The 18,868-nt window shown below is 59.4% G+C and carries 16 protein-coding genes; 1 reads left to right on the top strand and 15 read right to left on the bottom strand.

The window, feature by feature from the left end; all coding sequences use genetic code 11:
• Positions 1–164: 164 nt before the first annotated feature.
• The 7 genes from QZ307_RS03610 to QZ307_RS03580 form a co-directional block, all read right to left on the bottom strand.
• Positions 165–1,271 (bottom strand): 4Fe-4S binding protein, encoded by a 1,107-nt coding sequence (locus tag QZ307_RS03610; protein WP_295995992.1) that lies wholly within the window; start codon positions 1,269–1,271, stop codon positions 165–167.
• A 9-nt stretch (positions 1,272–1,280) separates the two neighbouring features.
• Positions 1,281–1,853, bottom strand: a complete 573-nt coding sequence (locus QZ307_RS03605) for a 4Fe-4S dicluster domain-containing protein (protein WP_295995989.1) — start codon at positions 1,851–1,853, stop codon at positions 1,281–1,283.
• A 189-nt stretch (positions 1,854–2,042) separates the two neighbouring features.
• Complete coding sequence (locus tag QZ307_RS03600) at positions 2,043–2,747, bottom strand: molecular chaperone TorD family protein (RefSeq protein WP_295995986.1); 705 nt, start codon at positions 2,745–2,747, stop codon at positions 2,043–2,045.
• Between the two features lie 118 nt (positions 2,748–2,865).
• Positions 2,866–3,669 carry a DmsC/YnfH family molybdoenzyme membrane anchor subunit gene (locus QZ307_RS03595; protein ID WP_275206731.1) on the bottom strand — a complete coding sequence of 268 codons (804 nt, stop codon included), beginning with the start codon at positions 3,667–3,669 and terminating at the stop codon, positions 2,866–2,868.
• Between the two features lie 2 nt (positions 3,670–3,671).
• The gene (locus QZ307_RS03590) at positions 3,672–4,259 is read right to left on the bottom strand and encodes a 4Fe-4S dicluster domain-containing protein (RefSeq protein ID WP_295995982.1); all 588 of its coding nucleotides are present in this window, start codon (positions 4,257–4,259) and stop codon (positions 3,672–3,674) included.
• A complete protein-coding gene (locus QZ307_RS03585; protein ID WP_275206727.1) occupies positions 4,259–7,075 on the bottom strand; it encodes a molybdopterin-dependent oxidoreductase in 2,817 nt (938 codons plus the stop codon). Before QZ307_RS03585 ends, QZ307_RS03590 begins: the two co-directional genes overlap by 1 nt.
• 60 nt (positions 7,076–7,135) lie before the next feature.
• Positions 7,136–7,906 (bottom strand): hypothetical protein, encoded by a 771-nt coding sequence (locus QZ307_RS03580; protein ID WP_295995977.1) that lies wholly within the window; start codon positions 7,904–7,906, stop codon positions 7,136–7,138.
• 369 nt (positions 7,907–8,275) lie between these two features.
• On the opposite strand from QZ307_RS03580, the gene QZ307_RS03575 reads away from it, so the two are divergent.
• Complete coding sequence (locus tag QZ307_RS03575; protein WP_295995974.1) at positions 8,276–9,838, top strand: helix-turn-helix transcriptional regulator; 1,563 nt, start codon at positions 8,276–8,278, stop codon at positions 9,836–9,838.
• Positions 9,839–9,854: 16 nt separating this feature from the next.
• On the opposite strand, the gene QZ307_RS03570 is transcribed toward QZ307_RS03575, so the two are convergent.
• From QZ307_RS03570 to QZ307_RS03535, 8 genes are all read right to left on the bottom strand, one after another.
• Positions 9,855–10,742 (bottom strand): Rpn family recombination-promoting nuclease/putative transposase, encoded by an 888-nt coding sequence (locus QZ307_RS03570; protein ID WP_295995971.1) that lies wholly within the window; start codon positions 10,740–10,742, stop codon positions 9,855–9,857.
• A 243-nt stretch (positions 10,743–10,985) separates the two neighbouring features.
• On the bottom strand, positions 10,986–12,053 hold the full coding sequence (locus QZ307_RS03565) for a 4Fe-4S binding protein (protein ID WP_295995969.1): 1,068 nt from the start codon (positions 12,051–12,053) through the stop codon (positions 10,986–10,988).
• A 2-nt stretch (positions 12,054–12,055) separates the two neighbouring features.
• Positions 12,056–12,664 (bottom strand): 4Fe-4S dicluster domain-containing protein, encoded by a 609-nt coding sequence (locus QZ307_RS03560; protein WP_295995966.1) that lies wholly within the window; start codon positions 12,662–12,664, stop codon positions 12,056–12,058.
• A 303-nt stretch (positions 12,665–12,967) separates the two neighbouring features.
• Positions 12,968–14,515, bottom strand: a complete 1,548-nt coding sequence (locus QZ307_RS03555) for a LuxR family transcriptional regulator (RefSeq protein WP_295995963.1) — start codon at positions 14,513–14,515, stop codon at positions 12,968–12,970.
• A gap of 130 nt (positions 14,516–14,645) precedes the next feature.
• Positions 14,646–15,311 carry a molecular chaperone gene (locus QZ307_RS03550; protein ID WP_295995961.1) on the bottom strand — a complete coding sequence of 222 codons (666 nt, stop codon included), beginning with the start codon at positions 15,309–15,311 and terminating at the stop codon, positions 14,646–14,648.
• A gap of 112 nt (positions 15,312–15,423) precedes the next feature.
• Entirely contained in the window at positions 15,424–16,230 is an 807-nt protein-coding gene (locus tag QZ307_RS03545) for a DmsC/YnfH family molybdoenzyme membrane anchor subunit (protein WP_295995958.1), read from the bottom strand.
• Position 16,231: 1 nt separating this feature from the next.
• Entirely contained in the window at positions 16,232–16,810 is a 579-nt protein-coding gene (locus QZ307_RS03540) for a 4Fe-4S dicluster domain-containing protein (RefSeq protein WP_275206715.1), read from the bottom strand.
• A partial coding sequence (locus QZ307_RS03535; protein ID WP_295995952.1) for a molybdopterin-dependent oxidoreductase occupies positions 16,803–18,868 on the bottom strand: 2,066 nt, incomplete at its 5' end. The genes QZ307_RS03540 and QZ307_RS03535, both read right to left, overlap by 8 nt.

Here is an 18,868-nt window from a genome sequence, read left to right as displayed (position 1 = left end):
ACTGCGACGCCTCTTGTCAAACCGCTCTTGGCACCCTAGCCAAGAGCGTAAAAAACCCGCTGCACCGTAAGGGCATGGTGCAGCGGGTAAGCTGGAGGGGGCACTATATAAGGGAATTGCCCGAGAAGCAGACTGGTCGAGTAGCAGGTTGATCGAGCAGCAGATTAATCGAGGACCAGGTCGGCATCGTCGCCCAAGTCGGGCGCCGTGGTCTTAGCGGCGCTTTCTGATCCCACGAAGGCCGGCTTCTTCACCGCAACCTCGGAGCCGGCAAGAACCGGTTTCTTGGAGCGGCCCAAAAGCGAGATGGCCTTGGAGGGGCAGGCATCAACGCAGAGACCGCACTTCGTGCACTCCGGAATATGCTTGCTGTGGGGGTCGAGACCCTCAGGACACACATTCACGCACACCTGGCAGTCGGTTCCCTTGGCCGAGCGCAGACACACTTCCTCGTTCACCTTGGGACGAATCTTGTTGTTGCCCCAGTTAAGAAGGGAAAGCAGCGCGCCCACGGGGCAGAACTTATGGCACCACTTGCGCAGCACTACCAGCTCCACAATAAGGATGGCGGGAAAAATCAAGAGCGACCACGTGGGCTCCTGATAGCCCACCGCGCGCACCACGGCAATGGCCGTGGCGAACACCAAGCCGATCGGGCAGATCAGACAGAACACCGGAAAACCGAAGATAGCCGCCGAGACAAGCGAGCCACCGAGCACCCAGTGCCGACTGTCGATCTTGCGCCCGTCGCGTTTTCCGCCCACGGGCGAGAGCGAGCCGCAGGCGCCGCAATGATGACCCTTCTCGGAAGAGCAGCCCTCCTCGTGGTGATGGCTAGTAGCCGCCTTAAGGGCTGCCTGCTCCTCGACCGTCAAGGGCGCGGCCACCGTGCCGGAGGCTCCGTTTTCCGCCGTTTTCTCGGCGTTCTTCTCCCCTGCCTTATCCTTCTTGCCCGGTCGGAAGAACTTCGAGAGCGGCGGCACAGGGCAAATCCAGGAGCAGAACATGCGTCCCACCAGGATAGCAATGACAACCACCGCGATGAGGGCGATCACCATGCGGGGAATGAGCGTCTTGGAGGCCACGAACGTTTCCAGCGCGCCCAAAGGACAAATGGCCGCAATGGCGCCGATGCCCATGGACGACAGCGTGCCCCAGCCGATATGGAATGCCAAGCCAACGGCAATGCCTACAAAGGCCACGATAAGAACCGCCGTGCGCACCTGGGTGACGGTGGGCTTGGAGGATTTCTTCACTTCTTTTTCAGTCATTACTCCCCCTTAGGCCCGAACCACTTCGATGGCTCGACGGCGATCGCCGTCGAAGCTCAGGAACACATTGGCCGTGCACGCTTCAGTGCACGCACCGCAACCGTTGCACTTCTCCTCAACTACCGAGGGGCGCTTCATCTCGTCGAACACGATGGCGTCGTATTCGCAGACATCGCATCGGTCGCAACTGCCCGACACATAGGCAATGCAGCGATCGGGATCGACCACGGCAATGCCGATCTTGTCGGAGGCGGGATCAAACGCTTCGAGGGCGCCCGTCGGGCAGGCCTCGATGCACAAATCGCAGAACGTGCACTTCCCCTGATGGAAATCAAGCCGAGGCAGTCGCGCGTTCAGCAAGCCGTCCTCAATGCTCGAAACCGAGACGCAGTCCTCGGGACATACGGTGCGACATTTATCGCAGCGGATGCACAGCGAGCGAAAGCGATCCTCGTCCTGGCCTCCGGGAGGACGCAGCGCGTCGCTCGCCTCGCCGTTGCCGTCGAGCACCTTCACGGTACCCCCCAGCGCCAACAGCACCGCATACCCGCCAGCACCGTATAGAAATGTTCTTCGCTCCATGAGAAGAACTCCCTCCTCTCTGGCGACCTCGTCTTATCGCCAATTCGACTTCTTGAACGGTAAAGGAAGCTTTGTCCAGCTCGTAGATGTATATTTGACCGAAAAGCACCGCCCTCTCGGTCATTTCTTCGCTGGTCAATAATTGACCAGCACTTGACCTGGGAAGTTGCTTCTCATGGAGCGCATCGACTAGGCTGCGACACGGTCCTCCACCATCTCAGAAACCGCCTCCGTCAGATCATTGAGAAGCTCCTTGTCGAGGTAAACGAAGCTGCGAGTCATCTTTGCGACGCCTTGGTAAAACCGCGTTTCAGCACAGGACTCCAGGCAATCGCAGTAGGCATCGATCCAATTCAAAAGGTGATCACGGTGAAAGGACTGCTCGATTTGCAGGTTCTCCAATGCTTCGGCAAAATCCCCCGCCTGGAGACTCTCGTTGCAGCGCTCGGCCATGACGGCAAGGTACTCGAACATGAAGCTCAAATGATCCTCGGGCACGCGGAGGTTCGGATTGACCTCAAGATGTGCCTTGAGGAGTGTCTTGTACACCTCATCGCGGGCCTCCTGCATCATGAGGCCCTTTTCGCTGGTAAACACGCTCTCATAAGGCGTAGCGCGACGCTCGTCGTGCATACCCGCTCCCAAGATGGCCCCGGCGTAATCAGCCGCCAGCAACTGTCGGGTGGCGGAGTTCTTCCTCCTCAGATACGCCGTAATATCAGCGCAGCCGGCAGAAAACTCCTCGTCCATACCGTCGAAAGCTGAAAAATCCAAACCCTTGATATGGTCGAGCTGCTCTTCAGAGAGCTCCTTGAAATAGAGCGATGCAAGCACTCGATAAATAGCAGCGCGTGAGACGTTGGCCTCGCAGAGCGCCGGAATGGACTCGGTCATGGCCCTCTCCTTTCATCTTGCAAAGGGAAGCGAGGCCTTACGCCAAAGGCGCCCTGGCCTCGCTTCACTCAAACTTCTTTTGAACTAGCGGGCAAATCAGTCAGCCGATGCTCTCGTTCTAGCCCAATCCATTGAAGAAGGTGTACAGGCCCACACCCGAGGCCCACATAAGCATACGGAACACTACGCTGCCGAACAGCGCGCCCACACTGGAGCACAACGTCAGCCCCAAAGCAGCCTCCGGCTTCTTCATGAGCGCCGCACCACAGATAATAGGGACCAGGGCGCCCAGCACCACGACGCAGCCCCAGAACTGGAGTACTTCAGCGTGCACCCCAGAGAACACACCATAGATGATGCCCACAATGAGCGAGATGGCACCAGCAACCGCAAGCGGCAAGCCGTAAAATGCCGCCGCCTCCTTCTCTTTGCGGCAAGCAAGCACCAGCAAGTACAGGCTCACACCAAGAACCATCGAGGTCACTGCGTACTCCGTCGGCACAATAAAGTGGTTCCACGTGGCACGAGCCGCCATCATGTAGGACTCGCCCATAAGGAAGCTGAACAAAATGCCCAGCACACCGCCAACGGCCGCCACCGCCTTGCGCGCCTGCTCAGAGGAAGAGCGCTTCAGCAAAATGAGATACACAATAATGGCCAAGCACGTGAAGCCCAGCATGAAAGCTTCGATGGCAATGCCCGACGTCGGATGAGAAAGGGCGCCCAGCATGCGAGTTGGATGCGAGAGGTGCGTCACCGAGCACAAGCCTCCGACGATGATAAGTGCCATGGCGATAAGCGAGGTCGCAAACGACACGCTCTTGCCGCGACCCGTGAACTCACTGACCGCTACTCCGACGAACATCCAGCTACCGGCGCCAGCGAATACCGTGAACAATACAAGGGACCATTGAATTTCCACTGCTACTCACCGCTCTTCCATGTTGCGTATTTTTCAGACAAGAGGTAGGCCGTCGAAGGGTCGTTGCCCACGTCTTTGAGATGACGAACGGCATCCGGCTTAGCGGCCAGGGCCTGAGAGGCGGCAGAATTCGGGTCGTCCAGATCACCCAAATAGCGCGCAGAGGCACAGCAGGCACTCACGCACAGCGGCTCCACCGGCCCGTCTTCGGTCCAGCGCTGCGAGCACAAGGTGCACTTCTCCACCACGCGCTCCTCGCGATTCCAATTACGAACGTCATAGGGGCAGGCCATCATGCAGTACTTGCAACCGATGCACTTTTCCTTGTCAACCAGCACGACATCCGTGTTGGGGTCGCGGTACGAAGCGCCTGTAGGACAAACATGCACGCAAGGGGCATCTTTGCACTGCTGACACATAACGGGCAGATAATACTGCTCCAGCCTTGGATAGGTTCCCGTCGGTCCCACCTTGAACACCTTGGACCACTTCTCACCGAGCGCAACGCCATTCTCGCTTTTACAAGCAATCTCGCAACCCTGGCAGCCAATGCAGCGATCAAGGTCGACTACGAGAGCATAACGACTCATTAGTACACACCTCCCGTGTTATCGCTAGGCTGAGGCATCCAAGGCTGGAAGTCCTCAGGCTCATACCAAATACCCTCAGGACGCTCGCCCTTCTCCACCTGTACGGTGAAGCCGCGAAGCGTATAGGAACCGCATTCGGGGTTGTAGGGCGGCTCTTTCTTGGTGAGGGTGTTCAGGTTCATAGTCGTCCAGCTCTTGCGGGCGTCCTCACCATCAGTCTCCAGGAACTCGGGGTTCCAGAAACGCTCCATATACACGGTTCCGTGGGCAATGCCCTCGGTAACGTAAGCAACGGCATTGATGCCATCAGGCACGAACTTGTTCCCCTCACAGCGGCGAGACTTCACACGCACCCAGTCACCGTTCTCGATGCCGCGCTCTGCGGCGGCTTCCGGATCGATCCACAGCTCGGGAGCCGGATAGATCTCGCGGATATAGGGAATGTTGCGAAGCGTCGAATGGAAGATGAAGGGCAGACGACCCTCGGTCATAACCAGCGGGTAATCGGAATCCTCCAACGGCGACTCGCTCGGCTCCCAGTAATAGGGCACGGGACTGTAGTCCTCAGAGGCCGGAGGCATTTCGAACTTCTCCAGGCCGTGACGCCCGATGTAGATCATCTTGTCCAGGTACAGTGGCAGCTTCTTCGGCGAATCGGTAATATCCGCAGGATCCGTGCGCAAGTAGAAGCCTGTGTAGGTGCCGTCTTCTGCCGGGGCAAGATAGGCCTGCTCGTACGGAGTGGCCGCCCATACTTCCTCCGGAGTGCCGTTCGCCCAGGGGTTGAGCTCGCGCGTCTCCTCAAACGTTTTGCCGATGATGGTCAGCGCCTCTTTATACTCCTCCCAATCGCACTGCGCATAGTGGGACTTATCCACGTAATAGGCGTTGTAGCCATTCGGATCGCCCAAATCGCCCAGCTTCTTGAGAATAGTGCCCCAGGTAAAGCGGTCATCGGCATGCTCGAACAGAATGGTAGCCGGCATGTACATGCCCATCATGTTGCCGCCGAACTGCGAGTACAGAGACTCAAGCCACTCGGTAATGGGGAACATCACATCGGCTGCCTCGAAGGTAAACGAAGTGTGGTACATGTAGGAGTGGGAAATAAAGTCCATTTTATGGATGGCGTCGATCCACGAAGAAGAGTCGGCCAAGGTCACCAGCTTGTTGCCCGAACGCTCCAGCCACACATGGGGCTTGTAAGGCTCGCCGGTCATAATGGCATTGTGCACCGTGGGGATATGGGAATGCTGCCAATAGCCAAAGCCCTTGTGCTCGATGTAGCCCAAACGCTCGGTAATGGCCTGCTCCGTTTGGTAGACGTAACCGCTCTCATTGTCGTTCGGATCGAAATCCATGAAGTGCTGGGGCGTGAAGTCCCAGAACTTGGCGCGCTTGGTACCGTTCCACATATAGGCCAGCGGAGCCTGCGGACGCGACGTAGCCGGGCAACCCGGCTTCTCGATGTTGCCCATAAGCACGGTAAGAGCGCCGACACCCATGCCGGCCTGGGTAGACTGGGGATGCTGGTCGGTGGCAACGCCCAGGGAAATGCCGCCGGCATTGGCGCTGGCGTACATCTCGATGGCGGTCTTGATGTCATTCTGGTCCACCCAGCAGGTTTCCGCCGTCTTCTCGAGCGTCCATTCCGCCACGCTCTCACGATAAGCCTGACCAGCGGTCTTGCATTTCACTTTCGAGCCATCGGCCAAGGTAACCTCGTACTCCCCGAACAAAGCAGGCTTATAGCCACTCTCGTTCTCGGGAGAGAGTGCATAGGTCTTGGTCACCTTGTTGGTGCCCTCGTCGAAATAAACGTACCCCTCGCCCTTCGCGGTGTCCATGCCCGCAACCTCAGAGGCGCGCAACAGCGCTCCTGCCGGATCATTCGGGTTCACCAGGAACGGGAAGTTGGTCCACTTGGTAACGAACTCTTCATCGTAGAGATCGTTCTCAAGAATATAGTTCAGCCAGCCCAACATCATAGCCAGGTCGGTACCGGGACGAATAGGCAGCCACACATCGGCACGAGCAGCGTCAGCAGTAAAGCGGGGATCGACGACGATGGTTTTGCAGCCATGCTCTCGAAGCTCCACTGTCACGCGTCCCGCCTGGGCCGGGCCCGACTGAGCAGGTCCCGTGCCCCAAATAACAAAGCACTCGGCGCTGATAGTAGGATTGTAGTACTCCGTACACTGACCGTCAGCAATCGAGGTGAATTCGGGACCGCCGCCATACATCATATTCTGTACAAAGTCGCGGGGCATAGCGCACTGAGCGCAGCCCGGCTCGAAAATATTGCCGGCGCCCCAGTAGCCACGAAAACCGGCGGGATCGATGAAGCTGGGGTTGCCGCCGCCGCCACTGGTAACCAAAAGACCGTTGCGGCCCGTCTTATCGCGCATCTCAATGAGCGCTTCGGCCACCATGGTGATGCCCTCGTCCCAGGTGATGCGCTCCCACTTGTTGTCGACGCCGCGCTCTCCCACGCGCTTCATGGGGTATTTGGTGCGGTTGGGATGATACAGGGCCTGAATGCCCGAAAGGCCCTTGGGGCACACACGGCCGAGAGACAAACCGCTTCGGCTATCCCCCTCGATGCGCGTTGCACGCCCGTTGCGAATCGTAACCTTCACCGGGCAGGCAAGAACGCAAGCACGGCAGAACGTGCCCATCACCTCAACAGTGTCTTCCTCTGCGTAGGCCTTCGAGCTTTGCACAAGGTTGGTCACCGCCGTGGTGCCCAGCGCCGTAGCAGCACCGGCAGCCGCCGAGAGCTTCAGAAAAGATCGACGTGTTACCACATTGCTCATCTGCCTTTCCTCCTTCTCTAAAAAGCGAACTTCTCTCCGTCAAAAGCATCTGCGTACGATCTACTTGACATAAGCTTTACCTGCGTCGGTAGTCACCCATCCAAGCTCCCAGCGAAGACCCGCCGCCTTCTCCAGACGATCGATATAGGTGCTGGGATAAATAGCCATTTGGCCGTTATCAAGAAAACGCACAGCCGGCAGCTTCTGCACTGCGGCATCAAGCTCCTCAAAGGTGCGTTTCTGCTCAGCGCACGCTTTGAGTAGGTACTCATAGGCTTCAACCTGGTCGTCCTCGGCCTCGTCGAAGAGCTCCTTCAGGCGCGCCTCTGGCGTGAAAGACGCCTCGAATTGCTGGCCCGCCTCGGTCAGCGTCAGGGCACCGTCGTCGCTTCCATCGGACTCCAAAGCACCAGCTCGCTCCAAGATGGCAATGAGAATGCGCTCGGACTGCAGCGAAGAAGCAAACTGCGGAAGTCCCGCAATGTACTTTTCAACCTCTTCATAGGAGGCGCCAGCGTGCTCTCCCACATAGGCCATAATCAGATACTCCAGTTCGCGGTGACGCGGATGGCGTTCCACGCTTTCGCGGATACGCTCAATGCGCTCATCGGAGTTCATGGCGCTCAGGGCTTCGACGTTCGGCTCGATCTTCACATCAGGAGCCTCTCCGCTGTTGCCGCGCTTCGCGTCAGCATCAGCCATAATGCCCACATCCGCTGAAGTCTGCTGAGCGACGCCCATGCCAAAGGAAAATCCTCCTTCGGCAAAATCACCTCCCTCCCGAACCGTTTCCACCAGCGCATCGAGAAGCGTTTCCTTCCCAGTCGGCATTTCCTCTCCTTTCCTTGCAGCCGAGACAGACCTCGAACCCGCTCGGCCAATGCTTGTCAGCACTTAAATAGTGGCGGTTCGCGGCTCGGCGGCAAACGTACGGGATGGGGTATTTCCTTTTCATTCGCTAAGTATTACCGCACGCTGCCATCAATCTGAGAACTAAGAAGAAGATCTGTTTGATCAGGCAATTTCCAGTAACACTATCGGCATCTAGCACGGGAAATACCTCATGGTGTAGTACGTGCCGTTTTACGATTCTGCTAGAATCAAAGTTGTAGCTATTACGGCTACAACCATCAAAAAGGGAAGAGGGGTCTCTTGTTGTTCGGCAGCACCACCGATTGCAGCTTGCTGAAGCTAAGATGCATGGGATTTGGCTTTTGGCAGGCTTGGTCCCTCATTACCTACTCCAATGGCTTTCTCAACGCGGGCCCCGGAGCGGTTCTCGAGGGAGCTCAGCAGGTTGACACCAGCGCCCTCATGATGCTGTCCCTTATAGGTGTCATTACCTCCGTTATTCTGCTCCCCCTTCTCAAGAAAACCGATCAATGGCTAATTACACGCTGGTTTCCTCTAACGGGAGGTCTCCTAGCAGCATGCTCGACCTTGGTCGTCTGTTGCACCTTCGCTGGAGTCATCAGCGATCCCCTGCTGTTCTACGCCGCTTGTTTCCTTGATGGCATAGGCAACGGCATCCTCTGTCTTGCCTATGGCCCCATCATTGGCTCCTTGCCTCCCGCCCAGTCGTTCCTCATGGTGTGCGACTGCATGGTGCTGTGCTGTGTCGTCTATTTCGTTGGCGTCTCCGCACCGTTTTACCTTCGCTGCGTATTCAGCATCGCTATTCCTCTTATCTCGGGCACCCTCGCAGCCATCGGAGACGCTTCGCGAAAACAAACAGCCGAGGATCTCGCTCAGCGCGTTCCTCTTACCATGGCAAGCGTCCGGTTCTTCATTGCCATGCTTATCGTCGCCGGCGCCGCGTCCTTTATTCGCAGCCCCTTTCTCTCTCCTGGCTCATCGTGGGACTCTCCCCCTCTTTGGGAGGGACTCGGCGCCTTTATTGTGCTGATTAGCTGCGTTTGCCTCGTCCTGTACTATCAACTGTCGGGCCACACCTGCAAAGCCGAGCTTCTGTACTACTCCATCAGTCTCTTCGTTGTAGGCTTTTTGGTAGTCAACCTGATTGTTTCCGAGAACGGAAACAGCATTCTATCGGCCATCCTGGCAGAATGCGCCTCCGTGCCACTTTTCCTCATGAACGTGGCCTTTGACACCATCATTTTCTATTTGATTTACCAATCTAAAATGTCGCCCTCGAAGACCATGGGCATCAGTCACGGCTTTAAATCCGTCGGCATTTTAGCCGGTAGCCAATTGGGGTTTTTGCTTGTCTCCACCGAGGGCTCGAACATCGCCCTTACATGCCTCGTTATTTTCTGCGTTGTCGTAGCCCTCGTGGGCATAGCGCCCGAGCGCGTGCTGTCCGTTGCTCTCATTCCCATCGACGATCACGACGCCGATCCCACTCCTGAATCAACGGACGAAGTTGAAGCTGTTTTTCCCGAAAGCATGGAAGGCTCTAACGCTTCGCCGGCTATCCCTTCGGGCAACACATCCCCTGCGGCAAGCTCAAGTCATTCCCTTCCCCAAGCGCCCAAAGGCAAGGCGCTGTGGCGCCGCCGCTGCGACGCCGTATGCGACACCTTCCAGCTCACTGCTCGCGAACAAGAGGTGCTACGCCTTCTGTCCTTGGGCCACGGCAGCGAATACATTTCCGAGCAACTGGTCATCTCGCTCTATACAGCGCGTACGCACGTGCGCAACATATACAGCAAAACTGGCGTGCATTCCCGCGAGGAGCTTATCCAACTTATCAAGACCACCGAAGTAGATCCGACTCAGTACCAGCCGGATCGGCAGGGTTAGACAGAGCCACGAAAAGCTAGACGCCCAACTCTCGGTACAGTTCCTCCCGACGAGCAGCATCCATAACGGCAGCATGCGCCTCATCAGCACGTCCCGTTTCATAGAGCACCTGCATGAGTGTCTGAAAACGCTTCTCTCCCTCTTGCCGCCCTTGCTCGAGCCCTTGCTCGAGCCCCTGTTCGAGCCCTTGCTCGATGCCCTGCTCGAATCCCTCACGAAGCCCTTCCTCGCGGCCTCGCTTCTCGCGGATCTCAGCTTGAATTCGCGCATCTTCGATATACGTCAGCATATTGACCCCCTCGGCCCTCCAGACGGCATCGGCGTTAGCTCGCGCAACAGACTCGGAAATAGTACGCACAAGCGCATCTTCCCCAATATATCCCACGGCAATGTACTCTAGCAAGCTTCTCAGCCTCCCTTGAGGCAAATCCTTATAGGCCGAGGAATTCAGAACGATCCACTGAAAACGCGTCGAGAAATGCACCTCGACCCTCTCTTCGCACTTCATCCCGAAATGGTACATCGGCAGGCCACCGTGCAGCAGGTCCTGAGTGCCTATGAAAATAACGATACTTTCAGGGAGCTGTTCGTAATCCCGGCCTTTACCAAGCGACAGGGTGTCCATGGCAGACTGATAATAGCGCATGCGCAGCCCCAAATCAGCCACTGGCGAAGCTTGCATTTCTACGTCGTACACCTTTCCCGAGCCTTTCATGAAAACATCAAGTCGCACGCCTTTCGCTCCCAAGCGCGGCTCGATGGCTTTCTCCACCATCACTTCGCCAATCCTGCCAATCGGCTCATCGAGAATGGCCTCCAACAGCATTCGGCAGATCTCGGGATTGTCCTCCATAACTCGATTGAACATAGGCCATTCGCTAAACCGCAGATCGCGCACTTCCATCGTCGACCTCCCCTTTGCACGTTGACATGGGCAAGGACAGTGCATGATGACCGCATCGCAAAAGTTTCGTCGCCGATTCGCACCTGCGTCGCGGAAGCGTCGTCCTGTAGGCCGACCTCGCGTAGCGCCTCGCTCTTTCATCCACGAAGAAACGCCCTAGACACAGAGCCGCCCCGAAGGAAGGGGGCTTCGGGGCGGAGAGAGGAGAGGCTCTATTCAGGAAGATGCGGTAATCGAGAGAAGCTACGCTTCGACAAGCTCGTCGTCGAGGAAGGATTCCTCGGTGGCCGCAGCGGCATCGGATGCCGCACCAGGCGACGGCGTGCGCTCCAGTGCCGGCGCACCGGCCTTGCGGCGCGGCATGAAGGGGAACGTGATAGCTCCGGCGGGACACACTTCCTTGCACTTGCCGCACTTGGAGCAGTCGGGGATGTCACTCATATGCGGGTCGAGCAGCTCGGGGCAAGCATCCACGCAGGCATGACAATCAATGCCCCGCGTGCGCAGGCACTTCTCGGCGTCCACCTGCGGCTTGAAGAACTTGTTGCCCGTAGAAATAAGCGACAGAATGGCCGAGATGGGGCAGAACTTATGGCACCACTTGCGCAGCACCACCAGCTCAAGGACGAGCAACGCGGGGAACACGATAAGCCCCCAGGTGGTCTCGTTGAACTGGAACAGATGCCATACGCCAATGAAGGTGGCGAAGGTCAAGCCCACGGGACAAATCAGGCAGAACACCGGGAACCCGAAGATAGCCGCCGAGGCCAGAGCACCGCCCAGCACCGCAAAACGCGTGTCAAGCTTGAAGCCGTCGCGCTTGCCGCCGTACGGCGCGAGCGCCTCGCAGCTTCCGCAGGAATGGGAGCAGCCTGTCAGCGATGCCTTCTCGTCCTCGCTCAAAGCCATCGAAGCCGTCGCCGTCGCATTACCGCCCTCTGCCTTCGCCGTCGGAGCAGCCGCCGTAGCGCCGTGCTTGGCGTCATGATCCTCAGACTCCTCGGCCTTTTTCGCCTTCTTCTTGCTGGGGCGGAACAGCGCCTGCAGTATGGGTGTGGGGCAGAGCCACGCGCAGAACGCCTTGCCCACCAACAGAACGGCAGCCACTACCAGCAACAGCAGCAAGAAGGGATGCAGCAGGAACTGGTGGAGCCCCAGCATAACCTCCAAGGCACCGACGGGGCACAGAAGCGCGATGGACTCGAAGCCGATAGCCGAGAGCGTGCCCGTGGCCGCATTGGTGGCCAGGGAGACGGCGACGGCGATGAACACCGCCGCAACGGTAATCTTACGTAAGGTCGAGGGCTTCATAGCTACGCCTCCCTCTCAACGTTCACACCGCGGCGGCGCGAACCCGAATAGCTGGTATAGGTGGCCGAAGGACAGGCGAACTCGCAGGCGCCGCATCCGTTGCACAGCGTCTCGTCAATAACGGGACGATCGTTCTGGTTCAGCGTAATGGCCTCGTAGGGGCACGCCTCGACGCACATGACGCAACCGCCCTGCTTCCAGGCAATGCACTCTTCCTCGTCGATGACGGCAATGCCCAGCTTCTCGGTTTCCGGATCGAACGGCAGGAGCGCCTGGGTGGGGCACACCTCGATGCAGCGGTTGCAGAAATCGCAGAACCCCTTATGGAAATCCATATAGGGCGTGCGCATATTTACCAGGCCGTCCTCAAGGGCGGCAATGGAAACACACTGCTGCGGGCAGACACTGCGGCACTTGTCGCACTTAAGACAGGTGGCAAGAAAGCGTTGGTCGTCCTGGCCGCCCGGCAGACGGATCAAGGTATTCTCTCCGGCAAAGGCCTGACCGACCCCGCCCAGGGCCACCATGGCAGCCACACAGCCGGCACCGGCCAACAAGCCGCGGCGGCTCACCGCAGGCTTCTCCGGAGACGGCGATTCTTCGCGATTCAAGATCGCACCCCCTCTTCTCAACGAGACGAATACAGCGGCGTCCCAAGTTCCTCAGCTTCAAGAACGCCTTCTCGATGACTAGCATTGTGCCGCCAAACAAGGGGTGCGCGGAAGGTTCAAGTCGCACTATTTACGGGAAATAAGACCGATAGTGCAAACTGCACTGCCTAGCATTTTCCCAGTTAAACCATGCATCAGGGGCTTTCTCCACCCAAGAAGGGGCGCAGAGATGCAACGCCGCGGCCCGGCCGGAGGAAGAACGAATCACCGGGTACCAACAAAGATAAAATCGGGTGTTGCCGCCTATATGAAACTACGAATGTAGTCCTGCAGCTCGTCTTTGCTGTGGATGCCGCACTTCACGTAAATGTGCTGGATGTGGTTGCGCGTCGTATTGTAAGAGATGCACAGATCATCGGAGATAGCGCGTGCCGAAAGGCCGCGGACCATGCCGTCGAACACCTCCGCCTCGCGCAGCGAGAGTTGCGCGTTCTGCACGGCAAGCGCGCAGGCACGCCGCCAAGCCGCGTACTCCTCGGCTTCGGCGCTGCGCAGCACCACGGCGCTCGGGCACGCCGCGCACACGGCCGCAAGATCGCCCCCGGCGCCCTCGGCATGGGAGCACCCTTCGCAGGCCACGCCCAGCGGCTCGGTTTCCTGGTCGTCCAAGGTTCCCTGCAAGGGCTCCATCATCGTGTGAAGGTCCTGCTGGCGGAAGAGGAACAGCGCCACCAGCAGCATGACCACCGCCGACACCACCATAATGGCCAGAACAGTCTCAAGGCTCAGGCCGAAAGCCGCCACCACCAAGGCCACGGCCCAGCCCATAATGGCCCCGAAGGTGTACGAGGCGTAGCCAAAGCCGAACACCCGAAGCACCGAAGCGCCCGATTTAAACGAAATGCGGGCAATGAGCACCCATACGCACAGGCTCACCAGGGCATTCACTCCGCCGCTGATGGCCATGACCAAGCCGCTTTGGGGGCCGATAACCGACAGCCCGATATAGACGAAGGACACTACCAAAATGATGGCGTAGACCACGCGGCCAAAACGGGCGTCTTTCGGCAATCGCAGGGCCAACAGGCCCATGGCCACCATAAACAGGATAATGAGAAAGCCCGAGATGCGGCGATAGTCCACCAAAAGCGATACGTTATCGGAAAACAGCGGGAAGCACGCACGGCAAATACTGACCGGAATGGCGAAGAACAGCACGCCTACGACAAAGCGCCACAGCCACGCAGGTGGCTGCCAGCTGTCATCGGGCATCTCATGGCGCTCGTCGACAGGCTCGATAAGCAGCACGGCGGCCGCCAGCGCCGGCATAACGAAGAACAGCCAAGGCTGCACCATCCACGACACCGACAGCACGGTGTAGTCGAGCATCATGCCGCCTACCTGCACGACGGCGGCCATGAAGATAACCTCGCGCGGGCCAAGCTCGGTAAACTGCAGCATAGCCTTAGCCGCCACAAACGACGTGCCCACACCGATAAGTGCCGCACCCAGTGTATACCAGAGGCCACCCACGGGCTGAAGCGCAAAGACGAGCACGGTGCCCACCGTGGCCAAAAGACCCATACCAAACACGAACCAAGGCACTTGCAGCCACTGGTGGAAACGGCGGTGCTGCGCGCCTACCACCAGCAATGCCAGAGCAAAACAGGCATTGCTGACCACATACACCACCGAGACGGCTGCGTCGTCGAGCGTGATGCCGAAGAAATTGACCTCGCACCCGTAGAGCACCAGCAGGTAACCCACCCAGAAGGCAGCGCCCAGATACTTGACGTTCGGAAGCAGCTTATTAAGCGTTGACAGCATCTCGCTGCGCGATGACCACGGCATAGAGGATTCCTTCCCTGCGCTGCAGCACGCCCGCAGGCAAGTACGGGCGGAAAACACGACGGGGCCGATGCTGCGCGACGACTTGATGCGTCGTCAACAGCATCGGCCCCATTGTAAAGTATGTTTTGGCTTACTGGGCGAGAGAATCTTTGAGCCAGCTCTCGTCATCTTCGACAAAGCCAATGGCGTAATCCATAAAAGCCGGGTAGAAGGGTTCTTTGGCGAAGGAGGAAACCCGCTCGGCCAGGTCCGGCATCCAATTGAGCAGATGATCCTGCGCAAAGGACGCCTGCACCTCCATGAGGCGGCGCGCCTCGGCCTCGTCTTCGCGCTCCCACGCCTCCGCAAGGCGATCAGAGAGGATGGCCATGAACTCAAGTTCGAAGGAGAGGTGATCCTCGGGGCTTTGCAGCTCGGGGTCCACCGTGACCTCTTCGGCGCGGAAGATGGCCACTACCTGCTCGCGCGCCTCGTCCATGAGGATTCCCTCCTCGCCGGTGAACACCGACTCGAAGGGGACGGCGGTATCGCCCTCGTAGACGCCGGCCGCCAAGAAGATGCGGGCATAATCAACACGCAGGCGGGTGAGCACGTCGGGGGCCGCCAGGCGGAACGCGCGGTAGACGGCATCGGAGCCTCGCTTCATCCGTCCCTCTTCGGGAGCGGCCAGCGGCGCGGCCTTCAGCGTGGCAATCTGGCTCTCGTCCAACTCGCGGAAGAACACCGACGCCAGCAAGCGATACATCTCGGCACGAGCGCGATTCTCGGCAATCTGCTCGGACAGCTCCTCGGTCATGACCCTCTCCTTTTCCAGCGGCCCACAGGCTTTACCCTCGGGCTCGCTTATCCTCTCCTCAAAGGGATAGCAGGCTTGCCCCTGCCATCCCGCCTATCTTAGTTCTTTGCCGCTACAGCGCAATCCCGAAGAAGTTCTCCAGGGGCACGTAGGCCATCCACATGGCGCAACGCAGGCAGACAGCACCGATCAGGGCGCAGGCCGTCGCCACGACGGACAGTACCAGAGCGGAATTGGCTGCCTTCAGGCCGGCAATGCCGCAGGCCAGAGGAACGATGCCGCCAACGGCTACGGCGCCCACGGCCACCAGCATCAGGTCGGCCGCGTCCATGACCCCGGTCAGGTACAGCAGCGAAGTCAACGTTGCGGCCACACCGCCGACCGCCAGCAGGATGAAGGCGATCTTCAGATCGGCCGGCGTCGTCTCGTTGTGACGGATAGCCGCCACCAGGGCATAGGCACCCAGGCCGCTGGCCGCCGCCGTGCCCAGATAGGCCAGGGGCAGCAGCATGGTGTTCCAGGTGTACACCGCGTCCATGAGGTAGGAGTGACCGGCCATAAAGGACAGGGCCACGCCCACCACCGCGCCGGCCACGGCGCACACGCGGCGCACCGTCTCGTTGCGGTTGTAAGCCACCAGGTACACGATGATGAAGGCCGAGGCAATGCCCACCAGCACGGCCTCAATGAAGATGCCGGAGGTAGGATGGTTCAGGGCCGCCAGCATGTTCTCTGGGTGGGCCAGGTGGGTCACCGAAGCCACACCGCCCACAATCATGAGCACCAGGGCCACGATGCCGGCCGTGAAGTTGGCCTTTGAGGTCTTCTTCGCGAACTCGTCGATGGCCACGCCGGCGAACAGCCAGCCACCGCATCCAGTGAGTGCCGTGAACAGCACAAGGGACCAGGCGATTTCCATGTTAGTCTCCGTTCCTCCAGGTTCCGAACCGGCTCGACAGGATGTAGGCCGTCGAGGGGTTGTTGCCTACGTTCTTCAGGTGGTGCACATCCTCGGGCGCCGACTCGGCGATCAAGCGGGACGGATCGGAATTGGGATCGTCCAAGTCGCCGTAGAAACGGGCCTCGCCGGGGCAGTTGTGCACGCACGCGGGCTCCTTGCCCTGGCTCGTCAGATGCTGGCACAGCGTGCACTTCTCCACAACGTTCTGCTCCTTGTTCCAGTTACGCACACCGTAGGGGCAGGCCATCATGCAGTACTTGCAGCCGATGCACACCGACTTGTCGATGAGCACGACGCCGTCCTCGTTGCGATAGCTGGCGCCCGTGGGGCACACATGGGTGCAGGGAGAGTTCTCGCACTGCTGGCACATGGTGGGTAGCCAGTACTCCTCCACATCCGGGAACGTGCCATGGGGTCCCTCGATAATCACCTTGTTCCAGTACTCGCCCAAGGCGACGTTGTTCTCCATCTTGCATGAGATCTCGCAGCCGAAGCATCCGATGCAACGGTCGAGATCGACGACGATCGCGTTACGCATAGTTGGCCTCCCCTGCGTCGTAAGCGGCATAACCACCGCCGGTGTACTCGGAGTACTCCGGCAGCCACGGCGTGAACTCTTCGGGCTCCTCCCACACGCCGGCGGGCTTCTCGGACTTGCTGATCTTCACCGTGAATCCGCGCAGCGTGTAAGAGCCGTACACGTTGTTGTAGGGCGGATCGTTCTTGGTGAGCACGTTGACGTTCATGGCTTTCCACGCCTGGCTCGGGTCCTCGGAGTTCAAAAGCTCCGGGTTCCAGAAGCGTTCCTGGGCCACCACGCCGGGCGCGATACCCTCGGTGACGAGCACCTTGCCGTGGGTCTCGCCACGACGGGACTCGATCTTCACCCAGTCGCCCTCTTGCACGCCCACTTCAGCGGCCGTCTGCGGGTTCATCCAGCACTGGGGCACGGGATAGATCTCGCGCAGCCAGGGGACGTTGCGCAGGGTGCCATGGTGGAACATGGGCACGCGGCCGGAGGTCAGCACGTAGGGGTACTCGGTATCCGTCAGAGGGCTCTCGGCCGGCTCCTCGTAATGGGGCAGCGGCTCGTAGTCGGCGCTGGCCGCGGGCTGCACGTTGCCGTTGTGGTCGGCACCGAAGCGACCGCCTGTACGGCCCATAACGGTAAACCCTTCGGCGTAGGGCTCGCACTTCTTCGAGGAGGTGTTGAAGCCCTTCGGCTTGCCCGTCTCCTCATCGATGACAGCGAACTGCTCGTAGTTGTTCTGCCACTCGTCCATGGGCATGAACTCGATGGGAGCCTGCTCGCAGAGTTCCTTCCAGGAAAGACCCTTGTGCAGAACCTTGCGATCGGCCTGGTCGGCCAGCCATGCCTGGAACTCGTCGAGCGTCTTCCAGTAGCCGCCGAAGTTGGGATCCGGGAAGGGATCCTGGAAGGTAAGCTGACAGTTCTTGTGGCCACGGTCGGCAAGCGCCTTGGCCAGCCAGCCGTAGATCATGTGGTTGTCCACCGACTCGAACAGATGGGTGCAGGGCTGGCGCACCACGAGCGTGTTCATACGGTAGGCAATGTAGGAGTTCTCAAGCCACTCGGAGGTGGGCAGCAGGATGTCGGCCAGCTCCACCGAGGAAGCCGTGGGATACATGAAGCAGTGCACGGCCAGCTCGATATTGTCGCGCATGTCTTGAATGAAGCCGGCGGCATTGCCCATCATGATGGGCTTGTTGCCCGAGAAGTCCACCCAGATCTTCGGACGATAGGGCTTGCCGGTGCGCACGGCCTCCAGAATGGTGGGGATGTGCGAGGCGTGCCAGTGCTCGAGGCCCTTGTGCTCGATATAGCCAAGCTTGGCAGCCTGCTGCTCGGCGGGCACGCAGAGCGTGGGCACGAGCTCGTTGAAGCCGTTGTTGTCCCAGGGCTGGGCCACGCCGGCCGGGCCGCTCGGGCGCTTCTGCACCCAGGAACCGGGACGGTTGATGTTGCCCATGAGAATGTCGAGGATGGCGATGGCCATGGGGCCGTCGGAGGCGGCCACGTACTGGTCGGTGGGCACGCCCAGGCTGATGCCAGCGGCCGGAGCGCCCTCGGCATAGGTGTTGATGGCGGCCTCAATGCGGTCGGCGTCGAGCCAGCAGATCTCGGCGGCCTTCTCCAGAGTGTACTCCTCGCAAGCCTCCCACAGCGCACGGTAAGCGGTGCGGCTCTTCTTGCCCTTCACCTCGAACTCGCCGTCGAGCACGGGCTCCAGCTTGTCGTCCCAGGGATAGGGCATGGCGGCCGGCTTGTTGGTCTTGGCATCCCACACCACGTAGTCGTCGTGAGAGCCCAGGCCCAGCTCATCGGCGCGATAGGTGAGCTTGGTCTCCTCGTTGATGAGGTAAGGCAGGTTCGTCCACTTCATGACGAACTCCTCATCGTAGAGCTTGTTGTCCAGAATGTAGCGGATCCAGGACAGCGCCAGGGCCACGTCGGTGCCGGGGCGGATGGGCAGCCACACATCGGCCTTGGCGGCGTCGGGCGTCAGGCGCGGGTCGACAACCACGGTCTTGCAGCCGCTCTTGCGCAGCTGGGTGAGGGCGCGGCCGCCGGAGG

Origin of the sequence: uncultured Adlercreutzia sp. (genome assembly GCA_910585575.1) — a bacterium.
GTDB lineage: Bacteria > Actinomycetota > Coriobacteriia > Coriobacteriales > Eggerthellaceae > Adlercreutzia.
The sequence above is the reverse complement of the archived record's forward strand: the minus strand, read 5'-3'. Positions and strand labels throughout refer to the sequence as shown.

Bases quoted from the DNA above. Each gene is read 5' to 3' on its own strand.
- QZ307_RS03610 (WP_295995992.1), bottom strand. From the start codon at position 1,271: ATGACTGAAAAAGAAGTGAAGAAATCCTCCAAGCCCACCGTCACCCAG.
- QZ307_RS03605 (WP_295995989.1), bottom strand. From the start codon at position 1,853: ATGGAGCGAAGAACATTTCTATACGGTGCTGGCGGGTATGCGGTGCTG.
- QZ307_RS03600 (WP_295995986.1), bottom strand. From the start codon at position 2,747: ATGACCGAGTCCATTCCGGCGCTCTGCGAGGCCAACGTCTCACGCGCT.
- QZ307_RS03590 (WP_295995982.1), bottom strand. From the start codon at position 4,259: ATGAGTCGTTATGCTCTCGTAGTCGACCTTGATCGCTGCATTGGCTGC.
- QZ307_RS03585 (WP_275206727.1), bottom strand. From the start codon at position 7,075: ATGAGCAATGTGGTAACACGTCGATCTTTTCTGAAGCTCTCGGCGGCT.
- QZ307_RS03580 (WP_295995977.1), bottom strand. From the start codon at position 7,906: ATGCCGACTGGGAAGGAAACGCTTCTCGATGCGCTGGTGGAAACGGTT.
- QZ307_RS03575 (WP_295995974.1), top strand. From the start codon at position 8,276: ATGGGATTTGGCTTTTGGCAGGCTTGGTCCCTCATTACCTACTCCAAT.
- QZ307_RS03570 (WP_295995971.1), bottom strand. From the start codon at position 10,742: ATGGAAGTGCGCGATCTGCGGTTTAGCGAATGGCCTATGTTCAATCGA.
- QZ307_RS03565 (WP_295995969.1), bottom strand. From the start codon at position 12,053: ATGAAGCCCTCGACCTTACGTAAGATTACCGTTGCGGCGGTGTTCATC.
- QZ307_RS03555 (WP_295995963.1), bottom strand. From the start codon at position 14,515: ATGCCGTGGTCATCGCGCAGCGAGATGCTGTCAACGCTTAATAAGCTG.
- QZ307_RS03550 (WP_295995961.1), bottom strand. From the start codon at position 15,311: ATGACCGAGGAGCTGTCCGAGCAGATTGCCGAGAATCGCGCTCGTGCC.
- QZ307_RS03545 (WP_295995958.1), bottom strand. From the start codon at position 16,230: ATGGAAATCGCCTGGTCCCTTGTGCTGTTCACGGCACTCACTGGATGC.
- QZ307_RS03540 (WP_275206715.1), bottom strand. From the start codon at position 16,810: ATGCGTAACGCGATCGTCGTCGATCTCGACCGTTGCATCGGATGCTTC.